This is a genomic window from uncultured Draconibacterium sp. (genome assembly GCF_913063105.1).
Taxonomy (GTDB): domain Bacteria; phylum Bacteroidota; class Bacteroidia; order Bacteroidales; family Prolixibacteraceae; genus Draconibacterium.
In genome coordinates this window covers 314,275-338,992 of record NZ_CAJXYQ010000004.1, presented here as the reverse complement: position 1 = coordinate 338,992, position 24,718 = coordinate 314,275, and the positions used below count along the sequence as shown (strand labels likewise).

At 41.2% G+C, this 24,718-nt stretch carries 20 protein-coding genes; 5 read left to right on the top strand and 15 right to left on the bottom strand.

Annotation, left to right across the window (positions count from 1 at the left end; genetic code table 11):
- Window positions 1–66 precede the first annotated feature (66 nt).
- A complete protein-coding gene (locus QZ574_RS06140; protein ID WP_297087871.1) occupies window positions 67–972 on the top strand; it encodes a phospholipase A in 906 nt (301 codons plus the stop codon).
- A gap of 59 nt (window positions 973–1,031) precedes the next feature.
- Here QZ574_RS06140 and QZ574_RS06135 read toward each other — a convergent pair whose 3' ends face one another.
- The 14 genes from QZ574_RS06135 to QZ574_RS06070 form a co-directional block, all read right to left on the bottom strand.
- Window positions 1,032–1,661 carry a trimeric intracellular cation channel family protein gene (locus QZ574_RS06135; RefSeq protein WP_297087869.1) on the bottom strand — a complete coding sequence of 210 codons (630 nt, stop codon included), beginning with the start codon at window positions 1,659–1,661 and terminating at the stop codon, window positions 1,032–1,034.
- Window positions 1,662–1,931: 270 nt separating this feature from the next.
- Window positions 1,932–2,498: a pentapeptide repeat-containing protein gene (locus tag QZ574_RS06130; RefSeq protein WP_297087867.1), complete on the bottom strand. Its 567-nt coding sequence runs from the start codon at window positions 2,496–2,498 to the stop codon at window positions 1,932–1,934.
- Between the two features lie 75 nt (window positions 2,499–2,573).
- On the bottom strand, window positions 2,574–2,990 hold the full coding sequence (locus tag QZ574_RS06125) for a GreA/GreB family elongation factor (protein WP_297087865.1): 417 nt from the start codon (window positions 2,988–2,990) through the stop codon (window positions 2,574–2,576).
- Window positions 2,991–3,078: 88 nt separating this feature from the next.
- Entirely contained in the window at window positions 3,079–4,209 is a 1,131-nt protein-coding gene (locus QZ574_RS06120; RefSeq protein WP_297087864.1) for a HAMP domain-containing sensor histidine kinase, read from the bottom strand.
- Window positions 4,210–4,407: 198 nt separating this feature from the next.
- Window positions 4,408–4,980 (bottom strand): acetate uptake transporter, encoded by a 573-nt coding sequence (locus QZ574_RS06115; protein WP_297087863.1) that lies wholly within the window; start codon window positions 4,978–4,980, stop codon window positions 4,408–4,410.
- Window positions 4,981–5,117: 137 nt separating this feature from the next.
- Window positions 5,118–5,897, bottom strand: a complete 780-nt coding sequence (locus tag QZ574_RS06110) for a polysaccharide deacetylase family protein (protein ID WP_297087860.1) — start codon at window positions 5,895–5,897, stop codon at window positions 5,118–5,120.
- Between the two features lie 90 nt (window positions 5,898–5,987).
- Entirely contained in the window at window positions 5,988–7,427 is a 1,440-nt protein-coding gene (locus QZ574_RS06105; protein WP_297087858.1) for an NAD(P)(+) transhydrogenase (Re/Si-specific) subunit beta, read from the bottom strand.
- Window positions 7,428–7,433: 6 nt separating this feature from the next.
- Entirely contained in the window at window positions 7,434–7,748 is a 315-nt protein-coding gene (locus QZ574_RS06100) for an NAD(P) transhydrogenase subunit alpha (RefSeq protein WP_297087856.1), read from the bottom strand.
- Window positions 7,749–7,758: 10 nt separating this feature from the next.
- Window positions 7,759–8,889: an NAD(P) transhydrogenase subunit alpha gene (locus QZ574_RS06095; RefSeq protein WP_297087854.1), complete on the bottom strand. Its 1,131-nt coding sequence runs from the start codon at window positions 8,887–8,889 to the stop codon at window positions 7,759–7,761.
- Window positions 8,890–9,119: 230 nt separating this feature from the next.
- A complete protein-coding gene (locus QZ574_RS06090) occupies window positions 9,120–9,764 on the bottom strand; it encodes a DUF4395 domain-containing protein (protein ID WP_297087852.1) in 645 nt (214 codons plus the stop codon).
- A gap of 165 nt (window positions 9,765–9,929) precedes the next feature.
- On the bottom strand, window positions 9,930–10,151 hold the full coding sequence (locus tag QZ574_RS06085) for a VF530 family protein (protein ID WP_297087851.1): 222 nt from the start codon (window positions 10,149–10,151) through the stop codon (window positions 9,930–9,932).
- 53 nt (window positions 10,152–10,204) lie between these two features.
- Window positions 10,205–11,254, bottom strand: a complete 1,050-nt coding sequence (gene selD, locus QZ574_RS06080) for a selenide, water dikinase SelD (RefSeq protein WP_297087849.1) — start codon at window positions 11,252–11,254, stop codon at window positions 10,205–10,207.
- Complete coding sequence (gene mnmH / locus QZ574_RS06075) at window positions 11,226–12,269, bottom strand: tRNA 2-selenouridine(34) synthase MnmH (protein WP_297087847.1); 1,044 nt, start codon at window positions 12,267–12,269, stop codon at window positions 11,226–11,228. Before mnmH ends, selD begins: the two co-directional genes overlap by 29 nt.
- Before the next feature lie 66 nt (window positions 12,270–12,335).
- On the bottom strand, window positions 12,336–13,382 hold the full coding sequence (locus tag QZ574_RS06070; RefSeq protein WP_297087845.1) for a M20 family metallo-hydrolase: 1,047 nt from the start codon (window positions 13,380–13,382) through the stop codon (window positions 12,336–12,338).
- Between the two features lie 228 nt (window positions 13,383–13,610).
- On the opposite strand from QZ574_RS06070, the gene QZ574_RS06065 reads away from it, so the two are divergent.
- Together QZ574_RS06065 and QZ574_RS06060 are read left to right on the top strand one after the other, a co-directional pair.
- Window positions 13,611–18,686, top strand: a complete 5,076-nt coding sequence (locus QZ574_RS06065; protein WP_297087844.1) for a T9SS type A sorting domain-containing protein — start codon at window positions 13,611–13,613, stop codon at window positions 18,684–18,686.
- A 124-nt stretch (window positions 18,687–18,810) separates the two neighbouring features.
- Window positions 18,811–20,049 carry a M48 family metallopeptidase gene (locus tag QZ574_RS06060; RefSeq protein WP_297087842.1) on the top strand — a complete coding sequence of 413 codons (1,239 nt, stop codon included), beginning with the start codon at window positions 18,811–18,813 and terminating at the stop codon, window positions 20,047–20,049.
- Between the two features lie 137 nt (window positions 20,050–20,186).
- Here the strand turns inward: QZ574_RS06060 and QZ574_RS06055 are convergent, their stop codons facing one another.
- Window positions 20,187–20,534: a DsrE family protein gene (locus QZ574_RS06055; RefSeq protein ID WP_297087840.1), complete on the bottom strand. Its 348-nt coding sequence runs from the start codon at window positions 20,532–20,534 to the stop codon at window positions 20,187–20,189.
- A gap of 174 nt (window positions 20,535–20,708) precedes the next feature.
- On the opposite strand from QZ574_RS06055, the gene QZ574_RS06050 reads away from it, so the two are divergent.
- Both QZ574_RS06050 and QZ574_RS06045 read left to right on the top strand, forming a co-directional pair.
- Window positions 20,709–21,956: a competence/damage-inducible protein A gene (locus tag QZ574_RS06050; protein ID WP_297087838.1), complete on the top strand. Its 1,248-nt coding sequence runs from the start codon at window positions 20,709–20,711 to the stop codon at window positions 21,954–21,956.
- A 125-nt stretch (window positions 21,957–22,081) separates the two neighbouring features.
- Complete coding sequence (locus tag QZ574_RS06045) at window positions 22,082–24,571, top strand: AsmA family protein (RefSeq protein WP_297087836.1); 2,490 nt, start codon at window positions 22,082–22,084, stop codon at window positions 24,569–24,571.
- Window positions 24,572–24,718 lie beyond the last annotated feature (147 nt).

Sequence of the window (24,718 nt, the reverse complement as noted above, 5' to 3'; positions counted from 1 at the left end):
GCTAATTATACAATACCTGTTGAAGGGAATAGGCGAATAACTATATTCGTAAATAAGAGCTAAGGCATGCGATTACAACTAGCATTACTCACCACAATGTTGCTTTTGCTTACAAAAGTGGCACTATCGCAGGAACTGTTTGGCAAGGAAGAAAAAACCTTAGCCGACCACTGGGATCTGGGTGAAAACGCAAAAACCAATGCCGATTTATTTGTAATACATACCTACAAGCCGGTTTATCTTTTGGCCGGTAAAGTGTCGAATAATGTAAATCGTTTGCCTTACAGCGATAATCCCGACAGAAATATTACCGAGCCCATACCGCTTAACAAAACAGAGCAGCTTTTTCAGTTGAGCCTGAAAACCAAGGTCTTTAATAATTTATTTGGGGCCAGGCGCGGAGGCGATGTGTGGGTAGGGTATACCCAGGCTTCGTTTTGGCAGGTTTTTAATACCGACCTGTCGCGCCCCTTTCGCGAAACCAACTACGAACCCGAGTTGATGTTTATTCTTCCGGTAAATTATCGCTTGTTTGGAATGGAAGGCGTTTTTGTTGGCATCGGCCTTAATCACCAAAGCAATGGCAGGTCAAACCCCTTGTCGCGCAGCTGGAACCGCATTATTGCCCAGGTGGCTTTGCAGGGCGAATATTCTTCGCTTGTGGTTAAACCATGGTGGCGTTTACCTGAAAGTATTGATGAAGATGATAATCCGGGAATAGAAAATTATATGGGACGCAGCGAGGCCGTTTTTGCCTGGCAAAAAGGAATTTATCATTTCAACTGTACTGCCCGCCATAGTTTGCGTTTTGGTGAGAATAACCGGGGAAGCCTGAAAATAGCCTATGCCGTGCGTGTTTATGGAAATTTAAAAGTTAGGGCACAGGTATTTTCGGGGTATGGCGAAAGTATGATCGATTACAATCATCGGCAAACGGTTGTTGGTTTAGGTTTCTCGTTGGTTGAATGGTAGATGTGCTAACCTTTTAAGTATTGATTAAAATACCGCGGGCATGTTGGTAAAATGCGGCGTTAATTATTTATCAGGCGCGGTAAAGCAATGTTAAAACGAATAGCCAAAATTCGAATAGTGATAATGGAAACTACCGTTGCCGTTTCGCTGATTATTTCTGCAATACCAATGTTACTTAACAGCAAATAAACCAGAGCTCCTGCAATACAGGCTGTGGCATAAATCTCGCGATGAAAAATTAAAGGTACTTCATTACAAAGAATATCGCGTATTACTCCGCCAACCACTGCCGACGATAAACCCATTAACACCGCCATTGAGGGATCGATTTGATAGAGCAAGGCTTTTTTGAGGCCCAATAGAGTAAAGGTTGCAATACCAATCGTATCAAATAAAAACAGTGTACGTTTTAATTTCATTACATGCCTGCGAAAAATTATAGTTACTGCTACGGCTGCAATTATCACCCAGAAATAGTTGTTGGTTTGCATCCAGGCTACCGGCGTATCGCCCAGCAAAAGGTCGCGCAGTGTGCCGCCACCAACAGCAGTAACAAAGCCAATAACGGTAACGCCAAAAAAATCGAGGCGTTTGTCGGCTGCCGTTAATACCCCGCTAATGGCAAATACAAAAGTCCCGATGTAATCAAAGCAAAGTAATAACCTGAGTTCGACTTGAAAATGATTCACAGCTTTAGCAATTTTTAGTCAGAAACTTTCACCGGTTTTTGAAGTACTATCGGGATAATACAAGAAAATTGGGGGAAGTTTATGGCAAAAAGGGCAAAGCCTAATAGGAAAGTCCTTCTCACGCCATCTTTACATTTAGAATTCTTTGAAATAACCCGTTATTCCTACAGAATTATAAATGTAAATCTAACGCAATTATGACTTTCTGTGAAAATATTTTAAAGTCGAACTCAGGTTGATAAGTCCATGGTGTAAAGCAATATAAACGGATTAATCTATCTTAATGTTATATTTCCCGAGTAGCCCGGGAAGCATATCGTGTGAAAAGCGGGCTCCGGCCAGTTGGTTTTGCTCGGGGTCAAGTATCAGGTTTACCGAATTTCGCAAATCGGTTTTCTGCAGTTGGGTATAACTAAAAATTGCTCCGGCAAGGTCGCATTCTGAAAATAGGGCTTTTGTAAGGACTGTTTCACTAAAGTCAACTTCGAGCAAAGAACACCGGATAAAGCGTGTGCCTTTTATTTTTAGCTGATAAAATGAGGAATAGTTAAGCACACAGCCTTCAAAATTAAACTCCAGCAAAAACGGATTGCATTCGTCGAATTGTAATCCGATAAGTTTGCAGCTTTTAAAGCTTATGTTTTTAAAAGCAGTATTGCTAATTTTTGTGTTGCTAAAATTACAGTTCTCAAACCGGCAATCTTCAAAACTAATTTCGCTCAAATCGGTATCCGAGAAGTTACAATCCGTAAAACAACAGCTTTCATAATCTGCTGCTTCCAGCCCGGCTGATGCGTAATTTTTATTTTTAAAATCGGTATCGGTTATGTATTTCATTTTGCGTTTTTCAAATTCAAACATTTTACCTGTACTGCCAACAGAGGTTCTTATTCTAGTCTATTCTCCCGAAGGTTATTCTATTGTAAGTATGGTAATCGATTTTCCCCTGAAATTAACGGTGTCGCCAACTTTTTTGTGACGCAGTGCCTGGCCAACTGGCGAGGCCAGCGAGATGCAAAAACAAGTTCTCCCATCTACTTCAATTTGGCCCAATGCCGCAGAAATGAAATAGGTATTTTGTTTACAGTTTACGAGGCTTCCAAATTCAACACAACTATGTTTTTTCCGAAGGTTTATGTTCCCCAGTTCGGTTTTCAAACGTTCGGCCTGGTTTAATTGAACACGGTTTTTTTCAACTTCCTGTTGCATTAAAGTGCGGCCTGTTTCGTACTTGTCGCCAACACTGCTTTTGGTTTCGCCATCGCGCGATTCTTTTGCTGAAGCAATGGCCAATTGTGCCCTTTCGATTCGCTCATCGATTATGGCCATAATTTTATGATATAACTTTTCTTTGGTCATTTCAGAATAAACAACCAAAGATAAAAAGCTCGTTTGTTAAGTAAAGGGCGGGCAGTAATTATTTTGGAAGTTTGATATAAAAAGTGGTGCCGTCTTCTTCCGTACTGGTAAAATTAACCTTGCCGTTAAGGTAGCGTTCGCCCAAAAGTTTCATACTATAAGTGCCTAAACCACGTCCCTTGCCTTTGGTTGAATAAAAACGTTTAAACAGCTGATTCTGAATTTTAATAGGGATAAAGCTATTGTTATGAACAGATATCATCGTACAATCTTCTTGGTTTTGGCAACAAAGCGTAATGGTATCATTGGGTAAATTAATTTCTATGGCATTTTTAATCATGTTGCCCAGGATTCGTTTTAACAAAACGCGGTCGGTTGCAATGGTACAGTTCACTGATTTTTGGTCTATAACCACCGGTTTTCCAAAGTTTAACTCGTGCTTGGCATAAGCCTTTTGTAACTGGCTAAGTATAGGTGCACTATCCATTTCAGCTATTAGTGGCTGTAATTCTCCACGTTCCGCTGCTCCAAGTTCTCGTTGAGATTGAATTTCATCGATGAGGCTGCGTGAGGCATCTTCAATAGTCTGCGCCAATTCTTTTATTTCGTCAGGGTTGTTAATTTCTTTAATAATTGAAGAGAGTCCGGATATTGCTCCTGCACTGTTAAGAATATCATGAATAAAAACACGTTCAAGCGATTTTCTTCTTTTATCGGCGCTTATATCAATAACCGAAAAAATGGTTAAGGCTTCCCCGGCTAATTCCATGGGGGTTGCTGTAACCTTAAGATCCAGTGCATCGTTTGTTGTGGTTAGTATCTGACATTCTTTGGTCGAACGTCTTCCTTTTTGCGACTCTAAAATGGCATTTACTGCTCCGCATGATTTACAGGCGCTTGATGTACCGCAACCTCCAGCCGATTTAAATGCATTGGCGCAATTAAAAGTCTCGCCCGGACGTTTTCCAATTATTGGATCCTGGTTCAGTGTTTTACAAAAATCTTTATAGCTTTTATTGGCATAAACAACTTGCCGGTGTTTATTTAATATGAGTACCATTTGAGAGATGGACTCAACAAAACTTACCAACTGCTTATTATCGAGGATTAATTTGGATTGACTTTCAAGCTGCCCGTTTGTATAGCGCATTGCCGGAGCGTAGCTCGTTAGGGTAAAATCTTCAAACATGGGTACGTCCTTTCAATTAAATGGTTTGCGAGATAAATGTAAGGCTACCGCTGAATAAAGTCAATGCTTTGTGGCTGATTTTAAGGTTAATATTGCTGATTTTTGCTAAGTGTTTTTTTACGAAACAGCATTTTCTGCGAAAAAAAAGGGCTGAATCACTTATTGATCAGCCCTTAAAAATATGTTTTGTTATACTTATTAGCTTGCTTTCTTAGCCCATGCAGTTCCCAAGGGAAGTACGGTTTTTCCGGCAAGATCGTTAATTATTATAGCTGCCATCATATACCAGGCGGAAAGTGCACAGAAAATGAGTTCAAAACCGGCTACCACATTCATTTTTGGGAAACCAAAATGACCGATAATCAAGAGGATAAAACCCAGTTCGAGTAAAATAAAGGTAATGGCCATTGCCTTGTGAACATAAAACGATGCAAAAAGCAAAATACAGGTGTAAAGCGCCCATGCTACCAGGTACCAGCCCACATCGGTATGCGATGCTGCATAAATATTAAAGTGGTTAAGCAGCCAGATGATTCCAAGCCCAATCCAAAAAGAACCATAAGCAACGAAGGCACTAAAGCCAAAGTTGTTACCAACTTTTTGTTCCATAAATCCGGCAATCATTTGCGCCAGTCCACCAAAAATAAAGCCCATGGCTAAAACAGGGCCAATGCCTAATAAACCGATGTTATGAATTTGCAGCAGCAGGGTTGTCAGTCCGAAACCGGCCAAACCTACAACCGCCGGATTACCAATTTTTTGAGTACTCATTTTTTAATGTTTAAATAGTTGAAATTTGAGCCTGCGAAAATAGAACTTCAAACAAAAGTTATCTCCTGTAAATGTTGTTTTTGGAAGGGTTTAATAATTTATTGATTTTGATTTTGATAAAAGCTTTAATTCCTTGCTTAATGCCCTGAAAAGTAGTTTTCAAGGTCGGATATTCTTAGTGATTTTAGGTGGTGTTGCCTGCATAGTTTAAAAGCAGACTCCAGGTACGCGGGACTAACGGTATAATTGGCCAGACTGCTATCGGTTTTATGAGCATGCAGAATGAGAACTTCATTTCTATCAACAGCACGAAGCAGACCGGTTTCAAAATTCTCTTCAGAAATGTTGTAATTGGTATCAATACCCATTGAATTGGTTACCTTGTAATGGTTGGGAGTAGCATAAATTTCATCATAAAAGTCGATGGTGGTATCGTTTATATTGTACGTTGCTTTTCTCAGGTATTTGAAATGTTGCAAAAGCACGTCATCAATTTCCGGAAGCGATTTTCCAAACGGATGAGCAAAAGAGCTGGGAGGAAAACCCATTTCGGTAAGGATTTTTATTGCCGGTTTAATCTCTTTTTTAACAAGCACATCAACAGAATCTTTATAATCAACCACGTTTAAATGATTTAACCCATGGCAGCCAATTTCATGTCCATCGGCTTGCAGCTGTTTGAGTTTTTCAATCTGGGCAGCGCTTAACAGTTGAGGACGACTAATAAAAAATGTGGCTTTTATGTTGTAACGGTTAAACAAATGGCGCTGGCTGTACCACTCGTCAATGTATTGGTCGTCAAACGAAAATACCACTGCTCCTTGTTGTTTTGTTTGTCTGCAACCAAACAGCACAAACAGTATTGTTGCAGTTAAAATTAGCCTCATAAAAACACTGCTAAATAGGTTGTTTCTCATCAGTTTGCTTTTTATGCAGAAGTAAAGTAAATAAAAAATGCCACCTCTTCAAAGAAAGAGATGGCATTCTAAATTATCGTTATTCTTTATTTACATGTTTTTAATTTCGCTAACCAAACTTGAAATTGATTTTTTAGCGTCGCCAAACAACATGCGTGTTTTGTCGTTAAAGAACAGGAAGTTTTCGATACCTGCATAGCCTTTACCCATACCACGTTTCATGATAATAATATTTTTAGCCAGGTGTGCATCAATAATCGGCATACCGTAAATCGGACTGCTTGGGTCGTCGTATGCTGCCGGATTCACCACATCGTTGGCGCCCACAACAATGGCAACATCAACGTTTGGCATATCCGGGTTAATATCATCCATTTCAACCAGTTGTTCGTAAGGAACATCAGCTTCGGCTAATAAAACATTCATGTGGCCGGGCATTCGTCCTGCTACCGGGTGAATAGCGTATTTTACTTCAACGCCCTTACTTTCGAGCAAGGCATCCAGTTCGTGTGCAATATGCTGTGCCTGAGCTACTGCTAATCCGTACCCCGGAATAACTACAACTTTTTGCGAGTAGCTTAGCAAAACTGCGGCATCGCTTAACGTAATTTCTTTTATACTGCCCTGTTCGCGGTCGAGAGCAGCGCCTCCACCACCAAATGCTCCGATAATAACATTCAGCAACGAACGGTTCATTGCTTTACACATTAGCACGGTAAGAATCATACCTGCAGCTCCAACCAGAATACCACCAAGAATCATTGCCTGGTTGTTGTAGATAAAACCGGCCATAGCTGCAGCAATACCTGTAAACGAGTTCAGCAGCGAAATAACTACCGGCATATCGGCTCCTCCAATTGGCATAACAAACATAACACCGTAAACCAGTGCTAGCGCGGTAAGCGCATAAATAGCCCACATCATCTCTGCGGGTTGATTTGGCGAAATAATGATGTATACACCCATTATCACGGTTGCAATTAGCAATACCAGGTTAAGGTAGGTCATAAATGGTTTCATTATATCGCCTACGCGTCCATCGAGTTTACCAAAGGCAATTAAACTTCCGCTGAAAGCAACTGCACCGATAATAAGACCTAACACGGTAACCAAAATCGATTGAACGTCTCCGGCGGCAGCTGCAGGGTATTCCAGCAGAGCTACCAGCATTGATGCTCCACCTCCGGTTGCATTGTACAACGACACCAGCTGCGGCATGGCTGTCATTTTTACTTTACGGGCCACCATCCAACCAATGGCAGCGCCAACACCTATGGCACATAAAATTATCCAAATATTGGTAAGCGAAATACCTTCGCCTGCAGAGTTTTTATGCAAAAGCAGGGTGGTTATCATGGCCAGTCCCATACCTCCGGCAGCCCATAAGTTACCGCGGCGAGCGGTTTCAGGGTGCGAAAGTAGTTTCAATCCAAAAACAAATAATAGTGCGGCAATCAGGTAGCTCAGTTCGAGCAAAGTATCGCCAACAGTAAATTCAAATCCGTTTATTGTTCCTAATACTTTATCCATAACTGCCTACTTTTTTTTCTTTTTAAACATTTCAAGCATTCTGTCGGTAACCGCAAAACCACCTACCACGTTAAGGGTACCAAAAATAAGGGCTAGAATACCCAGTACCAGGTCAAGTGAAAATTTTGTAAGGTCGGCATGGCCAACCAGAATAATACCACCAATAATAATAACACCACTAATGGCGTTGGCTCCTGACATGAGCGGCGTATGCAAAACTGCCGGCACATTGGAAATTACTTCAATACCCACAAATACAGATAGGGCAATGATGAAAATTGCTTCTTTGTACTCAAAGAAAAAGGTTAAAAATTGTTCCATACCTGTAGTTTTATGCGTTTTCAATTATTGATTTTACTCGCTCGTTGTAAAGTTCTTTTGCATGTGTAATGCAGGTTCCTTTTACAATATCGTCTTCAAAATTCAGGTTAAGTGCGCCATCTTCTTCAATCATCAGTTTCATGAAGTTAAGCACATTTTTCCCAAACATGCGGCTGGCGTCGATAGGTTTTTGAGCCGGGTAATTCGATTGTCCAACGATGGTAACCCCTTTGTAAACAACTGTTTCGTTGTCTTTTGTAAGTTCGCAGTTCCCGCCCGTTGATGCAGCCAGGTCGATAATTACCGAGCCGGGTTTCATGCCTTCAACTGCTTCTTTAGGAATAAGCAGAGGAGCTGTTCGGCCGGGAATTTGTGCGGTACAAATAACCACATTCGATTTTGCAGCTACGTCGTTAATAGCCTGCTGTTGTTTCTTTTTAAAATCTTCAGTTTGTTCAACAGCATAACCTCCGGCAGCTTTGTCTTCGGTGGCGCCTTCAACTTCAACAAATTTACCGCCGAGGCTCATTACCTCTTCTTTAACTGCCGAGCGCACGTCGAATACCTGCACCTGTGCACCAAGTTTTCTTGAGGTTGCAATGGCTTGCAAACCAGCTACGCCGGCTCCCAAAATCAGCACACTTGCCGGGCGAATTGTACCGGCTGCAGTCATAAACATCGGGAAAAAGGTAGGAAGCTTTGATGCTGCCTCCAACACTGCCATATAGCCCGATACCGTTGCCATCGACGATAAAATGTCCATGGCCTGTGCGCGCGTTGTTCGCGGAATCAGGTCGAGGCTAAAAGTTGTAATCCCTTTTTCGAGGAATGTTTTTACCAGGGCTTTGTCCCATAAGGGATTGAAAGCACTTATCCAAACCTGAGAGTCCTTAATTCTCCCGGTGTCTCCTTCAGCCGGTGGCTGAATCTGCAGGAGAACATTCGCTTTTTCAAACACTTCATCGCGACTAACCGGTTTGCCACCAACTGCTTCGTAATCAGCATCTGAAGCAAAAGCTGTTTCACCAGCTCCCTGTTCAACCAATACCTCTACTTTTAAATCGGTAAATGCTTTAACAGTTTCCGGAAGTAAAGCGACACGTGTTTCAATACCGTGTTCCTTTAATAATCCAAGAATCATAAATTTTGATTTAGATATTTAATTTGATAGCAAAACTATAAAATATTATTAACCGTGTGCGTTAACGGAGTTGGTTTTTATTATGATTTACAACAGTTTTTTTTCTTTGGCCCTGTTGTTATTTCCGGTAACAGGTGCAAAGTTTTCATAGTTAAAGCGAAAATTGAAAGTTTAATTGACAGTAGTTCAAGGGTTTGTGGGTTGGGATGGGTAGGCAAGTGGGATGCGTTTTAGCTTGTAATTCCAAAAAGATCGAACGGTGCTTCAGTAAAAAATCTGTGAAACAAAAGATAGTTTACTGCAATAAATGCGGCAAAACCCAGTACAATCAGTAAATGTGTCCAATTTGTTTTCTGAATTTCGTGTCTCGATTTAATATCGCAAACCTCGCCGGGGCAATATTGTACTTTATCTTTGAAAAAAAGCGGGTAAAATTTACAACCCAGGCAAATGCCAAAGGCGGCTTCGAAAAAGAGAAATAGTAAACATACCATGCAAATAATCCCCGATATGGGGCTGAAAGAGTTGACAATTACCACCAGGACCAACATAATTAGCGCCAGTGCCACTCCTATTTTCCACGCAAATTTTTTCTGGCGTGCACCAACGTATTCCGGTGTTTGATTGCGAACAATCCAGCGCCCAATTATTAATGTTGGCGCAAATCGGGGACTCACGAAAACACGTATCAGCATATCGCTTAAAAAAGCTATAATGGCATATTTTAGCAGGGTAAAATCGCCTGCTGCTGCCTGTTGAATGGATATAAACATCAGCATAAAAAGTATGCCTGCTGCTGCTCTTATTTCTCGCTCGTTTAATACAGGAATACTGTAGCCCTGCACATTTTCACCAAATTGAAATACTTTGCTCATTTTCTATTTTCTGAATTATTACTCGGTAGAACTTAACTATTGAATTTAGCACAATAACGCAACAGTTGGTTATAAGTTTAATGAAATGTTCCTGTTAACATCCTGTTCACCTGAAATCTGGTTGCGGTATTTTAAAACTAAGGGTTTCTATTCTTTTATTTGACTCTACTTTTTCAGGGTTTCAAGGTAAAGATTTTCAACTTTTTCGCGGGCCCATGGAGTTCGTCGTAAGAATTTTAAACTTGATTTTATGCTTGGATCCTTTCGGAAACAGTTTATTCTGATTCTGTCTCCTAATTCTTCGAAACCATAGTAGCTAACCAGGTATACCATAATTGCTTCGAGGGTTTTGCCGTGCAAGGGATTGTTTGCTTGTTCTTTACTCATGGGTTCAGCTTTTTAAATTCGAACATTCCGGTACATTGAACTGTAATTGGCCCTTAATGCACCGAAATTAGTTGGCCGTTTTGTTTTTCGCTTAACTGGCCAAATGGTTCGGCTTCAATACCAAAATTTTTGAGGCAATCTTTCACCTCTTCCAAAGCCTGTGGTTCAACAGCCAATAGCAGTCCTCCACTGGTTTGCGGGTCGCAAAGAATGTTTTTGTAGCTTTCTTGCTTTAATGCAACATTGTGCCCGTAGCTTTCCCAGTTCCGATGTGTTCCTCCCGGAATACAGTTTTGTTGCAGGTAAGGTTCGAGAATTGGCAAACATGGTATTTTTTTATATTCAATTTGTGCCGACAAACCGCTGCCTTCGCACATTTCGGTGAGGTGCCCCAGTAGGCCAAATCCGGTTACATCGGTCATTGCTTTTACACCGCGAATTTTTGCCAACTCGTAACCCGGAGTGTTTAGCTGGCACATCAGTTGCGGCGCAATTTCAGCATGCTCCAGGCTTAGAATTCCTTTTTTTTGTGCAGTAGTTAAAATGCCAACTCCCAGAGGTTTGGTAAGCAGAAGCTTGCAGCCCTTTGTAGCGGTGTCGTTTTGTTTTATGTTTTTTAGATCGACCTGCCCGGTTACCGCCAGTCCAAAAATTGGTTCCGGACTGTCGATACTGTGTCCGCCAGCCAAACTAATGCCTACTTCCTTGCAAACCTGTCGGCCCCCTTCAACCACCTCACGGGCAATTTCAGGTGGCAGTTTATTCACCGGCCAACCCAGAATGGCAATAGCCAGAATAGGTTTTCCGCCCATGGCAAACACATCGCTAATGGCATTGGTTGCTGCAATGCGTCCAAAGGTAAACGGGTCGTCAACAATTGGCATAAAAAAGTCGGTGGTACTAATAATTGCAGTGCCATTTTCCAAATCAAGCACGGCAGCATCATCGCGGCTATCGTTGCCAACCAGTAGGTTCGGTTGTAAACCCATATCCAGTTTTGTTTCAAGTATGGTACTTAATACTTTTGGCGATATTTTGCATCCGCAGCCTGCTCCGTGACTGTATTGGGTGAGCTTAATGCTCTTGAACTCTGATTGATTCATGGTAGTTTAAAATTTGCTGTGCATTTGTTGAGTGATCAATATGTTTTATCTCAACAGGATAAATATGGTTGTGTTCGCGGTTTTTCAGTCCGCGCCAGTAATATTTGTCGTAATAAACGAGTGTAATCATTGCCACTTCAAAGAATTCATTTTTTTCTAAATGATCAAGAGCTTTTTGGGTGTTTAAGCCTCCCAAACGTTTTGAAATCCGACGAATGGAATCTTCCAGTATTGCTTTGTTAACCGATGCATACTCGTTAACCAGGTGTTGGGCACGTTCTTGACGCGGAATATCGAGAAAAATAACCGGTTGCTGCCGCATGTTATTATAAAAATTCATGGGAATATTTACCAAACCAATACGGTGGCTCTCGTCTTCAACCCAGATGGGCTTTTGCAAGTCAAGATCTTTCCACTGCCAGAACAGGTTGTTTTCAAATTGCTCGATTGTAGGTTGTTCGCCCGAACCTACACGCCCAAAAGCAGAACCTTTATGATTGGCCAAGCCCTCCAAATCGATAATTTGTGCGCCTTTATTCTTTAGTTCCTTTAAAATATAGGTTTTTCCGCTGCCGGTATAACCGCCAAGAATACAAATTTCGGCTTTGGTTTTAAAAGCCTCGAGGGCATGCTTTCTGAAAGCTTTGTAACCGCCTCGAATTACAAAAACATCAGCAAATCCATTTTCGGAAAGGTGTTGCGCAAACGATTTTGAGCGCATGCCTCCGCGCCAGCAATGCACGGCAATGCTGTTCTGCCGGGATCGCTTTTTTGATTCGGAAATAAACCAATCCAGTTTTGGAGTTACGTATTTATAACCCAGTTCAATGGCTTTTTCTTTTGACTGCTGAACGTAAACTGTACCTACGGCAGCCCGTTCTTCATTCGAGAATAATGGAATATTTGAAGCCCCCGGAATGTGTCCTTTTTGGTATTCGCCCGGCGATCGTACATCAACCAATGGTACCTCTGCGGCTTTATTTAAATATTCATTTATTGAAATTTCCCTAAGCATGGCCGCAAAGGTATAGAGTATTGGGAATTATTGTTTTGCTTTAGGCAAAAAAAAGGATTTGTGATGTCAGATTTTTAATTCTTCCAATAGTTCAATGTATCTTTTTATGCCTTCAATAATCTCCGTTTTATAGATAAACTCATCGGCAGTATGTGAACGTGCCGAATCGCCGGGGCCCATTTTAACCGACATGCATGAAATAATGGCCTGGTCGGAGGTGGTTGGCGAACCATAAATGGTTATACCTTTTGATTTTACAAGCCGGGCAAAAGGGTGATGCGCCGATATGCCTGAAGAATTTAATCGAACCGAACGTGGTTTTACTTCTGCCTCAATAAGCTGGTCGATTATTTCAGCTGCTTCCTTGTTGGTATAATGTTCATTGGTGCGCACATCAACTACAAAATGGCAATTGTCGGGTACTACATTGTGTTGGGTTCCTGCTTCAATCTGAGTTACCGAAAGTTTTACTTTTCCCAGAACATCCGATACTTTTTCAAACTCAAAATTCCGAAGTTTGTCAATGTCATCAATAGCTTTGTACAATGCATTTTCACCTTCTTCGCGTGCTGCATGTCCCGATTTTCCGTGGGCGTAACAGTCCAATACCAGCAAGCCTTTTTCGGCGATGGCTAATTCCATTTTGGTAGGTTCGCCAATTATTGCAAATGTAATTGGGGCAACTTCTGGTAAAACAATTTCCAGGCCCCGTCTTCCGGAAATTTCTTCTTCAGCAGTTGCTGCATAAACCAGGTTAAATGGCAGGTCGTTGCGCTCGTAAAAATGAATAAAGGTGGCTAAAAGTGCTACCAGCGGCCCTCCTGCATCGTTGCTGCCCAGGCCAAACAATTTGTCTCCTTCTTCAATGGGCGAAAACGGATCTTTGGTGTAGCCCTTTGCAGGACGAACTGTATCAATATGCGAATCGAGCAGGATGGTGGGTTTTTCAGCAGAAAAATTTTTGCAAAAGGCCCAGGTATTATTCTCATTGGTTTTAAAAACAATGCCTGCCTTACTCAAAAAATCGCGCATAACTGCCGCTGCATTTTCTTCTTCTTTACTAAACGACTGTGTAGAAATCAGTTTTTTTAACAGTTCGATATATTTCTCCATAGTTTATATGTTGCAAGGGTGCAAAAGTGGGAAAAAAAATAATATCGCTACAATATAAGTGAAAATTCATTTGGACTTTACTATCTGTTAAGGAGCTTGTCGATTGCTTCAAGCAATTATATCAATTCAATCAAGCAAAAAAGAAAAAAAGACTAAAAAATCTTTTAAAGCTATTCTGTTTACCTTAACTTGCGCTTAGACATTCGAAAGTAACCTAAAAAATATAAGATGAAAATTGAACGTTTTTTGAATTATGGCAGTTTGCATTTAAGGCACCTTGCTTCAAACAAAGAGAAAAGTGAATGGAGTTTTCTGAGATTTAAGAGGAGTTATGTTGTAGTGTGGCTACTCATTTTTTCGAGCTTTTTCTTTCAACATAACCTTTATGCACAGGGGCCAAATCCGAACGAAGCCGAATGGGTAGGAGATGGTTATGCATTAAAGAAGATTGTAAGTAATACGAGCATTGCCAGTGGCGTAAATTTTAGTTACACCATAATGTTTTCAGCTCCTGCCGGGGCGACTAATATTACTATAACCGATGAGATTCCGGCGGATATTGAAGTGGTTAGTGTTCCCACTCCTTCGGTTGTTAACGGAATACCTCCCACTGTGTCGGTTACCGGTACGCCAGGTGTTAACGAAGTTGTAAGCTACTCATTAACAGGTTTGCCTGCAGGTTCTGCTTCATCAGGGTCATTCACCATTGTGGTGAAATTTCCGGAGGGCGTAACCTGCGACGGAACAACAGTTAGAAACAGGGCCGGGATTTTCATTGGAGACAAATGGAATTACACACCGTTTGTGAGCACAACAGCAACTGCAGTAGACCCATGGAAAGTGGCTAAAACAATTGTTGGTGGAGCTGTTGTAAATCCTTCAGGTGGAAGTTGTGGATACATGATTGCTCCCGATGGAACGGTTACCTATCGCTTGTATGTAATGAAAAATAGTCCGTATTATGGAAACGTAAGTGGACAAATGAATATGACTGGTGCAACTGTTACAGATGTTTTGCCTGCCGGGGCAGTGGTAACAGCCAGCACTTGCAGTGGAATTCCGGTTGGCTCTACCGGTACTTTAACCTGGAATGTTAATTCCGGATTACTTGATGCAACAACGCCATATGCCTATTATTATTGCGAAATTGAAGTGCAATATCCGGTGGGTAGTTTCCCGGCAGGCTCTATTATAAATAATGAGCTTACTCTCTCAGGTAATAGTTGTAACCAGCCGGTTACACACACAAGTAACCAAACTTGCGTTGAGGTGGTAGATTATACCCCAAATCCGAATGCAAATTTTCAGAAATATATTTCGCTTGCCAATCGGGTGCCCGGTTGTACCGGATTATACCAGATTATATTTTGCAATAACGGAAATGTGCCGCTTTCAGCATTTAATATTGATGATGTTATTCCTTCAGGCGTTAGTGTGGATAAGATTAATATTTACAACGCAAATGCCACTACCACGGTTGATTTGAATATAAATGGCTCTTCCTATGCAAGTGGAATTACCAGCACCTATACCACCGGAACATTGGGAACAACTGTTAACGACATTCAATTGCAGATGACTGGAAGCTTACCCGTTGGAGATTGTGTTTATATGTATGTTTATTTTACCGTTAACCCCAACCCAACAGGAACTGTAGTAACCAATTGTGCATCGTTTGATGGCCTGGCCAATTCACTTAGTTTGAACGATGCCTGCGTAAGTTTTACGGTTGAAGAGGGCGAGCCGCGACCTTGCATTGTAAAGGATATATGTTCGCCACAGAGCGATTATGACCCGGGAGAAATCGTTCGTTTTCGTCTGAGAGTTCAAAACATTGGTAGTGCCGATTTATCCGGAGCGATTATTCAGGATATTTTACACAGTAATTTCTCCTATGTCGGTAACGAAACCTATTACGTGGCCAGCACTTACAGTCCGCCATGTTCTTCGGGTGGAGGACTTCCTTCAGGAACAACGGCGTGGACCGGGGTCAATCCAACACATTCAGGCAATAATCTCAGTTGGGTAATTCCTGATGTGCCGGCCGATTGTCAGTTGTTTTATTCCTCGTATTGTGGAACTTACGGAACATACTCGTTACCCTATTATTTTATAGAGTTTGATGTACAGGTAGATGACTTTGCACTACCGGGCGTTACTGTGAATAACTTTGATATCAGCGGAGGTAATTTAACTTCAACAGTAAATTCAAATGATGTTAATGTGCTTGTAGTAGCGTCTTTAGGGCAAGAGGTTGAAAAAGAAGTTTCTACGGATGGCGGTACAACATTTGCATCGTCGGGTACAGTAAGCCCCGGAGGAACGGCACGTTATCGTTTGAACTACACCAACACTTCCAATGTGCAGGTTTCGTCGATTAACCTGGTAGATCTGTTGCCGCTTGATGATGCTGCACCTGCCGACTGGTTGATTCTGGATAGGAACACTTCCAGGGGAAGCACTTTCGGAGTTGATTATGCCAATAACCACTCTTCTGCTCTTGTTCCCGGTGGGCCTTTTACCGGGCCAACACCAACGTATTCAAACGATTTAAATGTCTGTTTACCCATGTTTGGGTACTCGCCGGTAGGTTGTAACGGCCCTACTTACGGAAGTACACCCGAGCGAAATATTTTTATTGACTATAGCACTTTGTTACTCGCACCAACTGCTAAACTGCAGGAGGAGTTTGATGTGACAATTCCATCCAATGCAACCATGCAGCAAACGGCATGTAACGACTTTGCCGGAATTTCAAGTGCCAACTTTTTACTCGATGGCGCGCCACAATCAGTAACCTTAACCCCAATTGCAGCACCACCGGTTTGTATATCTGTTGATACTGCCATTCAATCATCGTGTTGCGATAGTATTCGCATTGAGCCGGTATCGAATCCGGCAACGGGTGAAGACTGTTGTGTACGAATAACTGCTGAATGCCCTGTAAAATCAGTAGAGCTAAGCGTTGAAAACGGAACAATAAGTTCGGCAAACTCAACTTGTAGTGCATTGCCAACCGGTTATGCAGGACAAAGTAACTTTACTTTCCCCGGAAACGGTTGTGAAATTGATATGACACATTGTTTCACTCCTGACCAAACCGGAGCAGTAACCGTAAATTATTTAATAACTTTTGATAACGGCGAAATTTGCCAAGATAGTATTACGCTTGATTGTGGTATTGTTGATAAAAACTGTTGTGATAGTATTGTTTTGGAAGCCTACCAGGATCCTGATTTGGAAGAATGTTGTGTACGCGTGCTTACCGAGTGCGAAATTGATTCGGTACTGGTTACTGTAAATAACGGTGTATTTAGCTCAAATACATGGAACTGCTCAGCAACAATACCAGCCGCTGCAATCGGACAAAGCAGTTTTATGTTTGATGCTGCTTCATGTATTTTAAATATGACGAATTGTGTTACCGCCTCTCAAAGTGGAACAGTGTCGTTAAACTATGTTTTCTTTTTTGCAAATGGTGAGCAATGCGAAAAGGGGATAGAACTGGATTGCAAATATACCGCACAAAACTGTTGCGATAGTATTTTATTGGAAACGTACCAAGATCAGGACCTGCAAGAATGCTGCGTGCGTGTGGCTACCAACTGTGAGGTTGATTCTGTTATGGTTACAGTGGATAATGGTATTTTCAGTTCCAATAGCTGGAATTGTTCAACACCCATTCCAAACGATGCAATTGGACAAAGTAGTTACACTTTTAATACAGGCTTGTGTCTGTTAAATATGAGTAATTGCTTCACTGCAAATCAGGCAGGAGTAATAACTGTGTCGTATGTTTTTTATATGTCGAATGGCGAGAAATGTGAAAAGAAAGTTCAGTTGGATTGTGAATATGTTGCCAAGGATTGTTGCGAGGAAATTATTCTTGAGGCATACCAGGATGCAGACCTCGGAGAGTGTTGCATGCAGTTTGTTTCGAAATGTGAAACCGATTCGATCGCAGTGAGCATCTACAACGGCACCTTCGCCAATGCCATTGTTAATGGTATTTCTGTTTCTTCGGGAGTTGTTGGCAATAGTAGTTACACTTTTAACATAAATGCAAGTGCAGCAGAATTAATTACCTGTGCAACGCCCGATTCAACAGGAGTTGTAGTTGTTAATTACGTCGCTTATTTGGCAAACGGTGAGGTGTGCGAAAAGAAAATTGAAATGGACTGTAAAGCTCCGGAACCAACTTCTGATTGTTGTCCGGTTGTCGATTTTAAACTTCGTCGATCGTGGCCATACTTTAACAAATATGTGGGTACTTTCGAAATCTTCAATCCCGATCCGTCTAACCCAATTTGTTCGGTTCAGATAAGTTCTTCTCCGGGAGGAAGCTTTAATACGGGCACATTAATTATTGATGGAAGTCCGTCAACACAAACATGGAATTCAACATCTATTCCTGCTTCGGGAACACTTAGTCCGCAAGCTATAAACGATATGTTATTCACATTAACTGCTTTTAATTACAAAGGTGTAATTACGGTTTGTATTACCAAATGCGATGGAACAGAATGTTGCTACGAATTTAACTGGAATGGTAAACCAATTGTAGTAACCCCCTGGGAACCTGTTCAATTAGGTAATGGCAAGCTGTTGGCCGTTTCTGTAAGTCCGGAAATAACTGAAGACATTAATGAAAGCATTAAGTATGTGTCGTTTGGTTTCGCAGATGAACAGGTAGGAGATGGCGACGCTGAATTTTTTGCCATTGGTAGTACCGGAGATTGCAATGATGGTGATGAAAGTCCGGTACCGGGTAGTACTGATCCGGACTCAGATGACGATGGAATTTCTGATGGAACAGAAAGTTACATGTCGAAACACAACGCCTTTTTTGAGCTAACTTGTCCTTATAAACCCGGTTCAGGAATGCAGGCCCCGGTTTTTAACCTGGTGATAAAAGGCGAACTTCCAAAAATTGGAATGGCCCTTATTAGCGAAGACGGAAATGTGGTATTTGATGGGGAAATTGATTTGGCCAACCCCGATTCAGTGATAACATCAGCTGAAATTCCGACTGAGAAGTCTGCGTCGATGTTTGAGTTTCTGAATTTGTACCCCAATCCTTCGGATGATTTCTTTACTGTGACCTATGCTACCAGTAAAGTTCTGGATATTGATATTTTATTGGTAAATCAGCAGGGGCAGGTTCTTAAAATTAAGAATATGGGAAATACAAATACCGGTGTGCATAATACTACTATTAACGTTAGCGATCTTCCGGCCGGACTTTATAAAGCTGTTATAAAATCGGGAGACAGGATGTTAACAAAATCAGCAATAGTTAAGTAAATTTATTCCGTTGTGGTTTTTTGAAAAGGCTGCACCTTATGCAAAGGGCAGCCTTTTTAATTTTTATATGGCTGAAGAACAGTTGTTGATTATATTTGTCAGCCGTAACCGTAGAAATAATTTTATGTATACCATACTTTTCTGGATTATAATTGCCATTCTTGTTGTTGATTTTATCTTCGAGAAATACCTGTCGTACCTGAACACTACTACCATGAGCGACACTATTCCTGAAGAAGTAAAAGGAATATACGACGAAGAAAAATATAAAAAGCAGCAGGCCTATCAGCGCGAAAATCACCGGTTTGGAATTTTAACCAGCAGTTTTAGCATGGTAATTACTTTATCCATGTTTTTGTTTTACGGTTTTGCAATGGTTGATGGCTGGGCCTGGAGCCTAAGCGGAAATAGCATTGTTGCAGCACTTATCTTTTTCGGAATCATTATGTTCGCTTCCGATATTATAAATATTCCCTTTGAGTTATACGACACCTTTAAAATTGAGGAGAAGTACGGATTTAACAAAACCACCATAAAAACTTTTGTACTCGATAAAATTAAGGGAGGACTGATAAGCGCATTAATTGGAGGCGGATTACTTGCTTTGGTTATTTTTATTTATCAATTAACCGGAAACATGTTCTGGATTTATGCCTGGCTTGTTATTTCTGCTTTTTCCATTTTTATGGCCATGTTCTATTCCAACCTGATTGTACCGCTGTTTAATAAACAAACACCTCTTGAAGAAGGAGAACTCAGAACAGCTATATCTGCTTTTTCAAAAAAGGTGGGTTTTAAGTTGGATAACATTTTTGTGATTGACGGCTCGAAACGATCAACAAAAGCCAATGCTTATTTTACCGGTCTGGGAGCAAAAAAGCGCATTGTGCTTTACGATACCTTGATAAACGACCTGAACACCGAAGAGTTGGTAGCGGTATTGGCGCACGAAATCGGGCATAACAAAAAGAAACATGTGGTTCAGGGCTTGCTCATCGGATTGGTGCAAACTGCAATTGTGCTATTTGTTTTTGGTTTGCTGATTGACAACCCAGTATTAAGCGCTGCGCTGGGAGTTGATGTGCCCAATTTTCATATTGGCATGGTGGCTTTTGGCGTTTTGTATTCACCCATTTCTTTTTTTACCGGCATTTTTATGAATATCCTTTCGCGGAAAAACGAATACCAGGCCGACCGTTTTGCTGCTGAAAATTACAAGCCTGAAGCGCTGGCATCGGCTTTGAAAAAGCTTTCGATTAATAATCTGAGTAATTTAACACCACATAAAACCTATGTGTATTTTCATTATTCGCACCCCACTTTGTTACAGCGTCTGGCATTTTTAAAATCTTTTGAAAAGTAAGAAGAAAACGCTCGCAAAGGTGCTAAGACGAGCAGGCGCACCTGCAGATTCTGTTTTATTGATCCCATTAATTGATTATCGCATTTAAGCATTCAATCCTTCAATCCTTCAACCCTTCAACCCTTCAACCCATCAGCCTATAGGTTCACCACCTTATCAGCCACCTTTTGAAAATGCATAATATCAACCATTGTTCCGGGGATGCCAACTTCAACTTTGTCCAATAAGTCAAAATGATTCAGACAAGTTTTGCACGCCACCAGTTTTACCCCTTTTTTAGCGAGTAGTATTAATGGCTCAAGCGCAGCCGAACCGGAACAAATAAGCTTTACCCCTTCGTTATAAAAAGTAATTACCGGTGGACGTTCTTCTTCCTCACAAAGCAATGCCAGGTAGTTTTTTACCAATACTTGCCCCAGTTGTGTATCGTTGCCACCCATGCCGTTTTCAGTGATTTGAATTAAGGTATTTTTAAAGGTATTCATCGAATTTAATTTTAAACCGATAAAGGTAATTGTTTCGCTTGATTCTCTCGATTTATGTTAGGGTACAATTTAAATTTTTAAACCAACAAATCTGTGGCATCAGTATATAATGTTAAATTTGTTTCGCAGAAACAGGTTAGTGCCTGACTGGGCAAAACAAGCTAATATTAAACAATGAAAGCAGAAATAATTACCATTGGCGACGAGATACTAATTGGTCAGATTGTTGATACCAATTCAGCCTGGATGGGCGAACAATTTAATTTAAACGGCATTGAAATTTACCAGATTACTTCGGTGCACGATGATCATGATCATATTTTGCAAGCCATACAAAATGCCGAAAAAAATGCCGATTTGGTGGTAATAACCGGTGGGTTAGGCCCCACAAAAGACGACATTACCAAACACACACTTTGCGAATATTTTAATACCAAACTTGTTTTTCACGAACCCACTTTAAAAACAATTTACGAGCGTTTCAAACACCGTGGTATTGATATGAATAAGATGAATCGTGACCAGGCAATGTTACCCGAATCGTGCACTATTTTGTACAATAAAATGGGAACAGCTCCGGGCATGTGGTTTGAGCAAAATGATACCATTTTTGTGTCGATGCCAGGTGTGCCTTTTGAGATGAAATACCTGGTAGAATTTGAGGTATTGCCACGATTACGGGAAACGGGTAAAACGAAAGCTATTTTTCATAAAACAGTGTTAACACAAGGGGTGCCGGAATCGATGCTGGCCGAGCGCATTGCCGATTGGGAAGATGCATTACCAAAGCATATAAAACTGGCTTATTTGCCTAATCCCATGGCGGTGAGACTACGACTTTCAGCAATGGGAGATGAAGTTGAGGCTTTAAAAAAGGATGTAGAGAGCGAAATAGAAAAGCTCCAAGAAATAATTCCGGAAGCAATTTTTGGTTACAATACCGAAACGCTGGCCGAGGTAATTGGCCGGCAGCTGGTGTTACAAAACAAAAAACTGGCGCTTGCAGAAAGTTGCACGGGTGGTTATATTTCACATCTTGTAACATCGGTATCCGGTAGTTCTGCCTTATACCAGGGCTCGGTTACTTCGTATTCAAACGAAATGAAGGAGCAGCTGTTGGGCGTAAGTCGCGAGAATCTGGAAAAATACGGAGCTGTAAGCGAACAAGTTGCGAGGGAAATGGTGGAAGGGGTAAAACGGGTGATGAATGCTGATTATGCCGTGGCCACCACCGGAATAGCCGGACCAACTGGCGGCACCGAAGAAAAGCCGGTTGGAACAGTTTGGATTGCTGTTTCAGGACCCGAGAAAACATTAGTAAAAAAGTTCACTTTTGTTGGCGATCAGCGCGACCGAAATATTGTGCGTTCCGGACAAACCGCTTTGCAAATGCTGCGAAGAATGGTGCTTGGCGAGCTGTAAATTTGGTCTCCATACTTGCTTCATCTGACTTTGGTCTCCAGATTTTTTTTCTTCCAAAATTTTAACAACTTCTAACGTTCTTAAACGTTCTAAAGATGTATTTTTGAATAAGAAAACAGAAAAATATGAAACGAATAATTGTAATCATACTCCTTGTAATTGTGGTGCTTTTTGGCGCCGTTTTGGCAATTCCGGTCTTTTTCAAACAAAACATTTTAACTACTGCAAAAACAACCCTCAATAAACAATTGAACGCCGAGGTTGAATTTGCCGACCTGAAACTATCCTTGTTTAAAAATTTTCCAAAAGTTACGGTCGGTCTGCAATCTGTTTTGATTAAAGGTAAAGGTGAGTTCGCACAGGATACATTGCTGAATGTTCCGCATATTGCTGCCACCATGAATTTATCCTCGCTTTTTAGTTCCAGCCGCAGCATAGAGGAAATTATTTTGGAAAAACCTGTGCTGAACCTACTAATCGCCGAATCAGGAAATGTAAACTGGGATGTTGCTCCGGCCTCGGGATCAGCAAAAAAGAAAAGTGCCGCCACAGCCAATGCCCAAGAGTTTCAGCTGGCATTGGAAAGTATTGAAGTGAACGATGCACGACTGATTTACAACGATGAGTTGGCAAAAATGTATGCCGACCTGGAAGACATAAATCTGGATATTTCGGGCGAAATGTTTGGCAATACCACTCAGCTAAACATTGGCGGTGTGGTTAACGATCTTACTTACCGGATGGAAGGAGTTACCTATATATCAAATACCTCGCTGGATTTACGAACCCTGCTTGATGTTGATTTTGAAACGATGCTGTTTTCCATTGTTGAAAGTGAGTTGCTGGTAAACCGTTTACCACTTGAGTTAAGTGGCGATTTCAGCGTGCCCAACGATACAACATTTCTCAACCTGCAGCTAAAAACAATAGCCTCGGATTTCGAGAATTTTTTGGCGCTGGTACCTAAGGATTACGAAGCCTATTTAAAACACATAACAACTACCGGTTCGGCAACAATCTCAGGAGGAATTTCGGGCTATTATATTGATGAGGATTACCCGAAAACCGACCTGCAGGTTAAAGTTGTTAAAGGCAATTTTAAGTATGCCGATATGCCGGAAGAAATAAAAAATATAAGTGCAGAAATGCTGATTGCTAAACCTCAGGGCGCGCTTGATTTACTGAAAATAAATATCAATAAAGCACATGCTGAAATTCGCAACAACCCGGTTGACTTGACTTTGAAGATCTCTAATCCGGTTAGCGATCTGCAGTTTGATGGGGCATTCGTGGGCAAAATAAATCTCGATCATTTAAAAGATGCCTTACCCATTGACAGTGTAAATATCTCGGGAATTATTGATGCGAATTTATTTGCCAAAGGGCGTTATTCAGACGTGGAGGCAGAGGCCTACGATAAAATAAAATCGGATGGGGTAGTGTTGTTAAACAATTTTGTTTACGACTCACCCGATCTCACGCAGCAGGTGATAATACCATCAGGTCAACTGGATTTTTCGCCACAGCATATAAACCTCGGAAATTTCTTGTTGAAAGTTGGGGGAAGCGATTTTCGTTTATCAGGTAAAGTAAGTAATTACCTGAATTATGTGATGAAAGACGGCACGTTGAAAGGAAACCTGCAGTTAAATTCAAACTTTGTAAACTTAAACGAACTGCTTCGTTTGCAGGTTGTGGAAGAAGAGCCTGCACAAAGTTCAGATCCAGCTGTTATCGGGCAAGAACCGGAAACACTTGCATTTGATGTTCCTGAAAATATCGATATAACATTCCGTTCAACCATAAATCGGGCAGTATTTAACCGGATACCGATAACGGATATAAAAGGGGAAGTTCGGGCAGTAAATAAAAAACTGATTCTGGATGGGCTGGACATGAATATGCTGGATGGAAAAATGACCTTGAACGGATCGTACGAAAATACCACCCAAAACCAACCATTATTCGACTTTGGTTTTGATATTGCCGGTTTCGATATTCCAACCATGTATCATACCGTTGCCGGTTTTCGGAAATTGATTCCGGGAGCGGGGACGAGCAGCGGAAAACTAAGCACGAGACTTGGAATGAAAGGACAGCTAAGTCCGCAACTGAAGCTGATTGCAGCTACAACAAACGGAAAAGGATCTTTCAGTACCAATAATGTTGAGATTAAAGATTCGCCAATGTTTAACCAGCTGAGCGGGATTCTGAAAAAAGAAAAACTTCGGAATGTGACCATCGGTGATTTTACCGCAAATTTAACTGTTGAAGATGGTAGTATTTTGCTGCGTCCATTCACCACCAGGGTAATTGGGCAGGAAACTACCATCCGCGGTAGTTTGAATGCCGAAAGTTTGCTCGATATGCGAATGGATTTCAATGTTCAGCGTGAAATGTTTGGCCCCGATATTCAGAAAATTCTTGCGGTGTTGCCCGGAAACGAAAAGATTACCATGTTGCCGGCAGGTGTGCTTCTGAAAGGGCCTGTAGGCGATGCAAAAGTAAATCTTGATTTAAGTGCTACACAAAAAGCCGTTACCGATGCCACCAAAGACGATTTAAAAAAGTCGCTTGATGAAATTGGGAAAGGGCTGAAGAAATTATTTAAATAAATGAAAAGAGCCTGCAGAATCTGAACGGAAGTAGGGCATAATTGTCTGTTTTATTCGGTATTATTTTTTCAGATTATTAACACATACTCCTTATAAAAACGGAAAAATGCGTATTTTGCCGTTTCAATAGTAACTTAGTCACTAGAC

Excerpts from the sequence above, each read along its gene's own strand:
- QZ574_RS06105 (WP_297087858.1), bottom strand. The coding sequence starts at position 7,427 with ATGGATAAAGTATTAGGAACAATAAACGGATTTGAATTTACTGTTGGC.
- QZ574_RS06110 (WP_297087860.1), bottom strand. The coding sequence starts at position 5,897 with ATGAGAAACAACCTATTTAGCAGTGTTTTTATGAGGCTAATTTTAACT.
- mnmH (WP_297087847.1), bottom strand. The coding sequence starts at position 12,269 with ATGCTTAGGGAAATTTCAATAAATGAATATTTAAATAAAGCCGCAGAG.
- QZ574_RS06065 (WP_297087844.1), top strand. The coding sequence starts at position 13,611 with ATGAAAATTGAACGTTTTTTGAATTATGGCAGTTTGCATTTAAGGCAC.
- QZ574_RS06060 (WP_297087842.1), top strand. The coding sequence starts at position 18,811 with ATGTATACCATACTTTTCTGGATTATAATTGCCATTCTTGTTGTTGAT.
- QZ574_RS06130 (WP_297087867.1), bottom strand. The coding sequence starts at position 2,498 with ATGAAATACATAACCGATACCGATTTTAAAAATAAAAATTACGCATCA.
- QZ574_RS06095 (WP_297087854.1), bottom strand. The coding sequence starts at position 8,889 with ATGATTCTTGGATTATTAAAGGAACACGGTATTGAAACACGTGTCGCT.
- QZ574_RS06125 (WP_297087865.1), bottom strand. The coding sequence starts at position 2,990 with ATGGCCATAATCGATGAGCGAATCGAAAGGGCACAATTGGCCATTGCT.
- QZ574_RS06055 (WP_297087840.1), bottom strand. The coding sequence starts at position 20,534 with ATGAATACCTTTAAAAATACCTTAATTCAAATCACTGAAAACGGCATG.
- QZ574_RS06115 (WP_297087863.1), bottom strand. The coding sequence starts at position 4,980 with ATGAGTACTCAAAAAATTGGTAATCCGGCGGTTGTAGGTTTGGCCGGT.
- selD (WP_297087849.1), bottom strand. The coding sequence starts at position 11,254 with ATGAATCAATCAGAGTTCAAGAGCATTAAGCTCACCCAATACAGTCAC.
- QZ574_RS06070 (WP_297087845.1), bottom strand. The coding sequence starts at position 13,382 with ATGGAGAAATATATCGAACTGTTAAAAAAACTGATTTCTACACAGTCG.
- QZ574_RS06090 (WP_297087852.1), bottom strand. The coding sequence starts at position 9,764 with ATGAGCAAAGTATTTCAATTTGGTGAAAATGTGCAGGGCTACAGTATT.
- QZ574_RS06050 (WP_297087838.1), top strand. The coding sequence starts at position 20,709 with ATGAAAGCAGAAATAATTACCATTGGCGACGAGATACTAATTGGTCAG.
- QZ574_RS06120 (WP_297087864.1), bottom strand. The coding sequence starts at position 4,209 with ATGTTTGAAGATTTTACCCTAACGAGCTACGCTCCGGCAATGCGCTAT.
- QZ574_RS06045 (WP_297087836.1), top strand. The coding sequence starts at position 22,082 with ATGAAACGAATAATTGTAATCATACTCCTTGTAATTGTGGTGCTTTTT.
- QZ574_RS06140 (WP_297087871.1), top strand. The coding sequence starts at position 67 with ATGCGATTACAACTAGCATTACTCACCACAATGTTGCTTTTGCTTACA.
- QZ574_RS06100 (WP_297087856.1), bottom strand. The coding sequence starts at position 7,748 with ATGGAACAATTTTTAACCTTTTTCTTTGAGTACAAAGAAGCAATTTTC.
- QZ574_RS06085 (WP_297087851.1), bottom strand. The coding sequence starts at position 10,151 with ATGAGTAAAGAACAAGCAAACAATCCCTTGCACGGCAAAACCCTCGAA.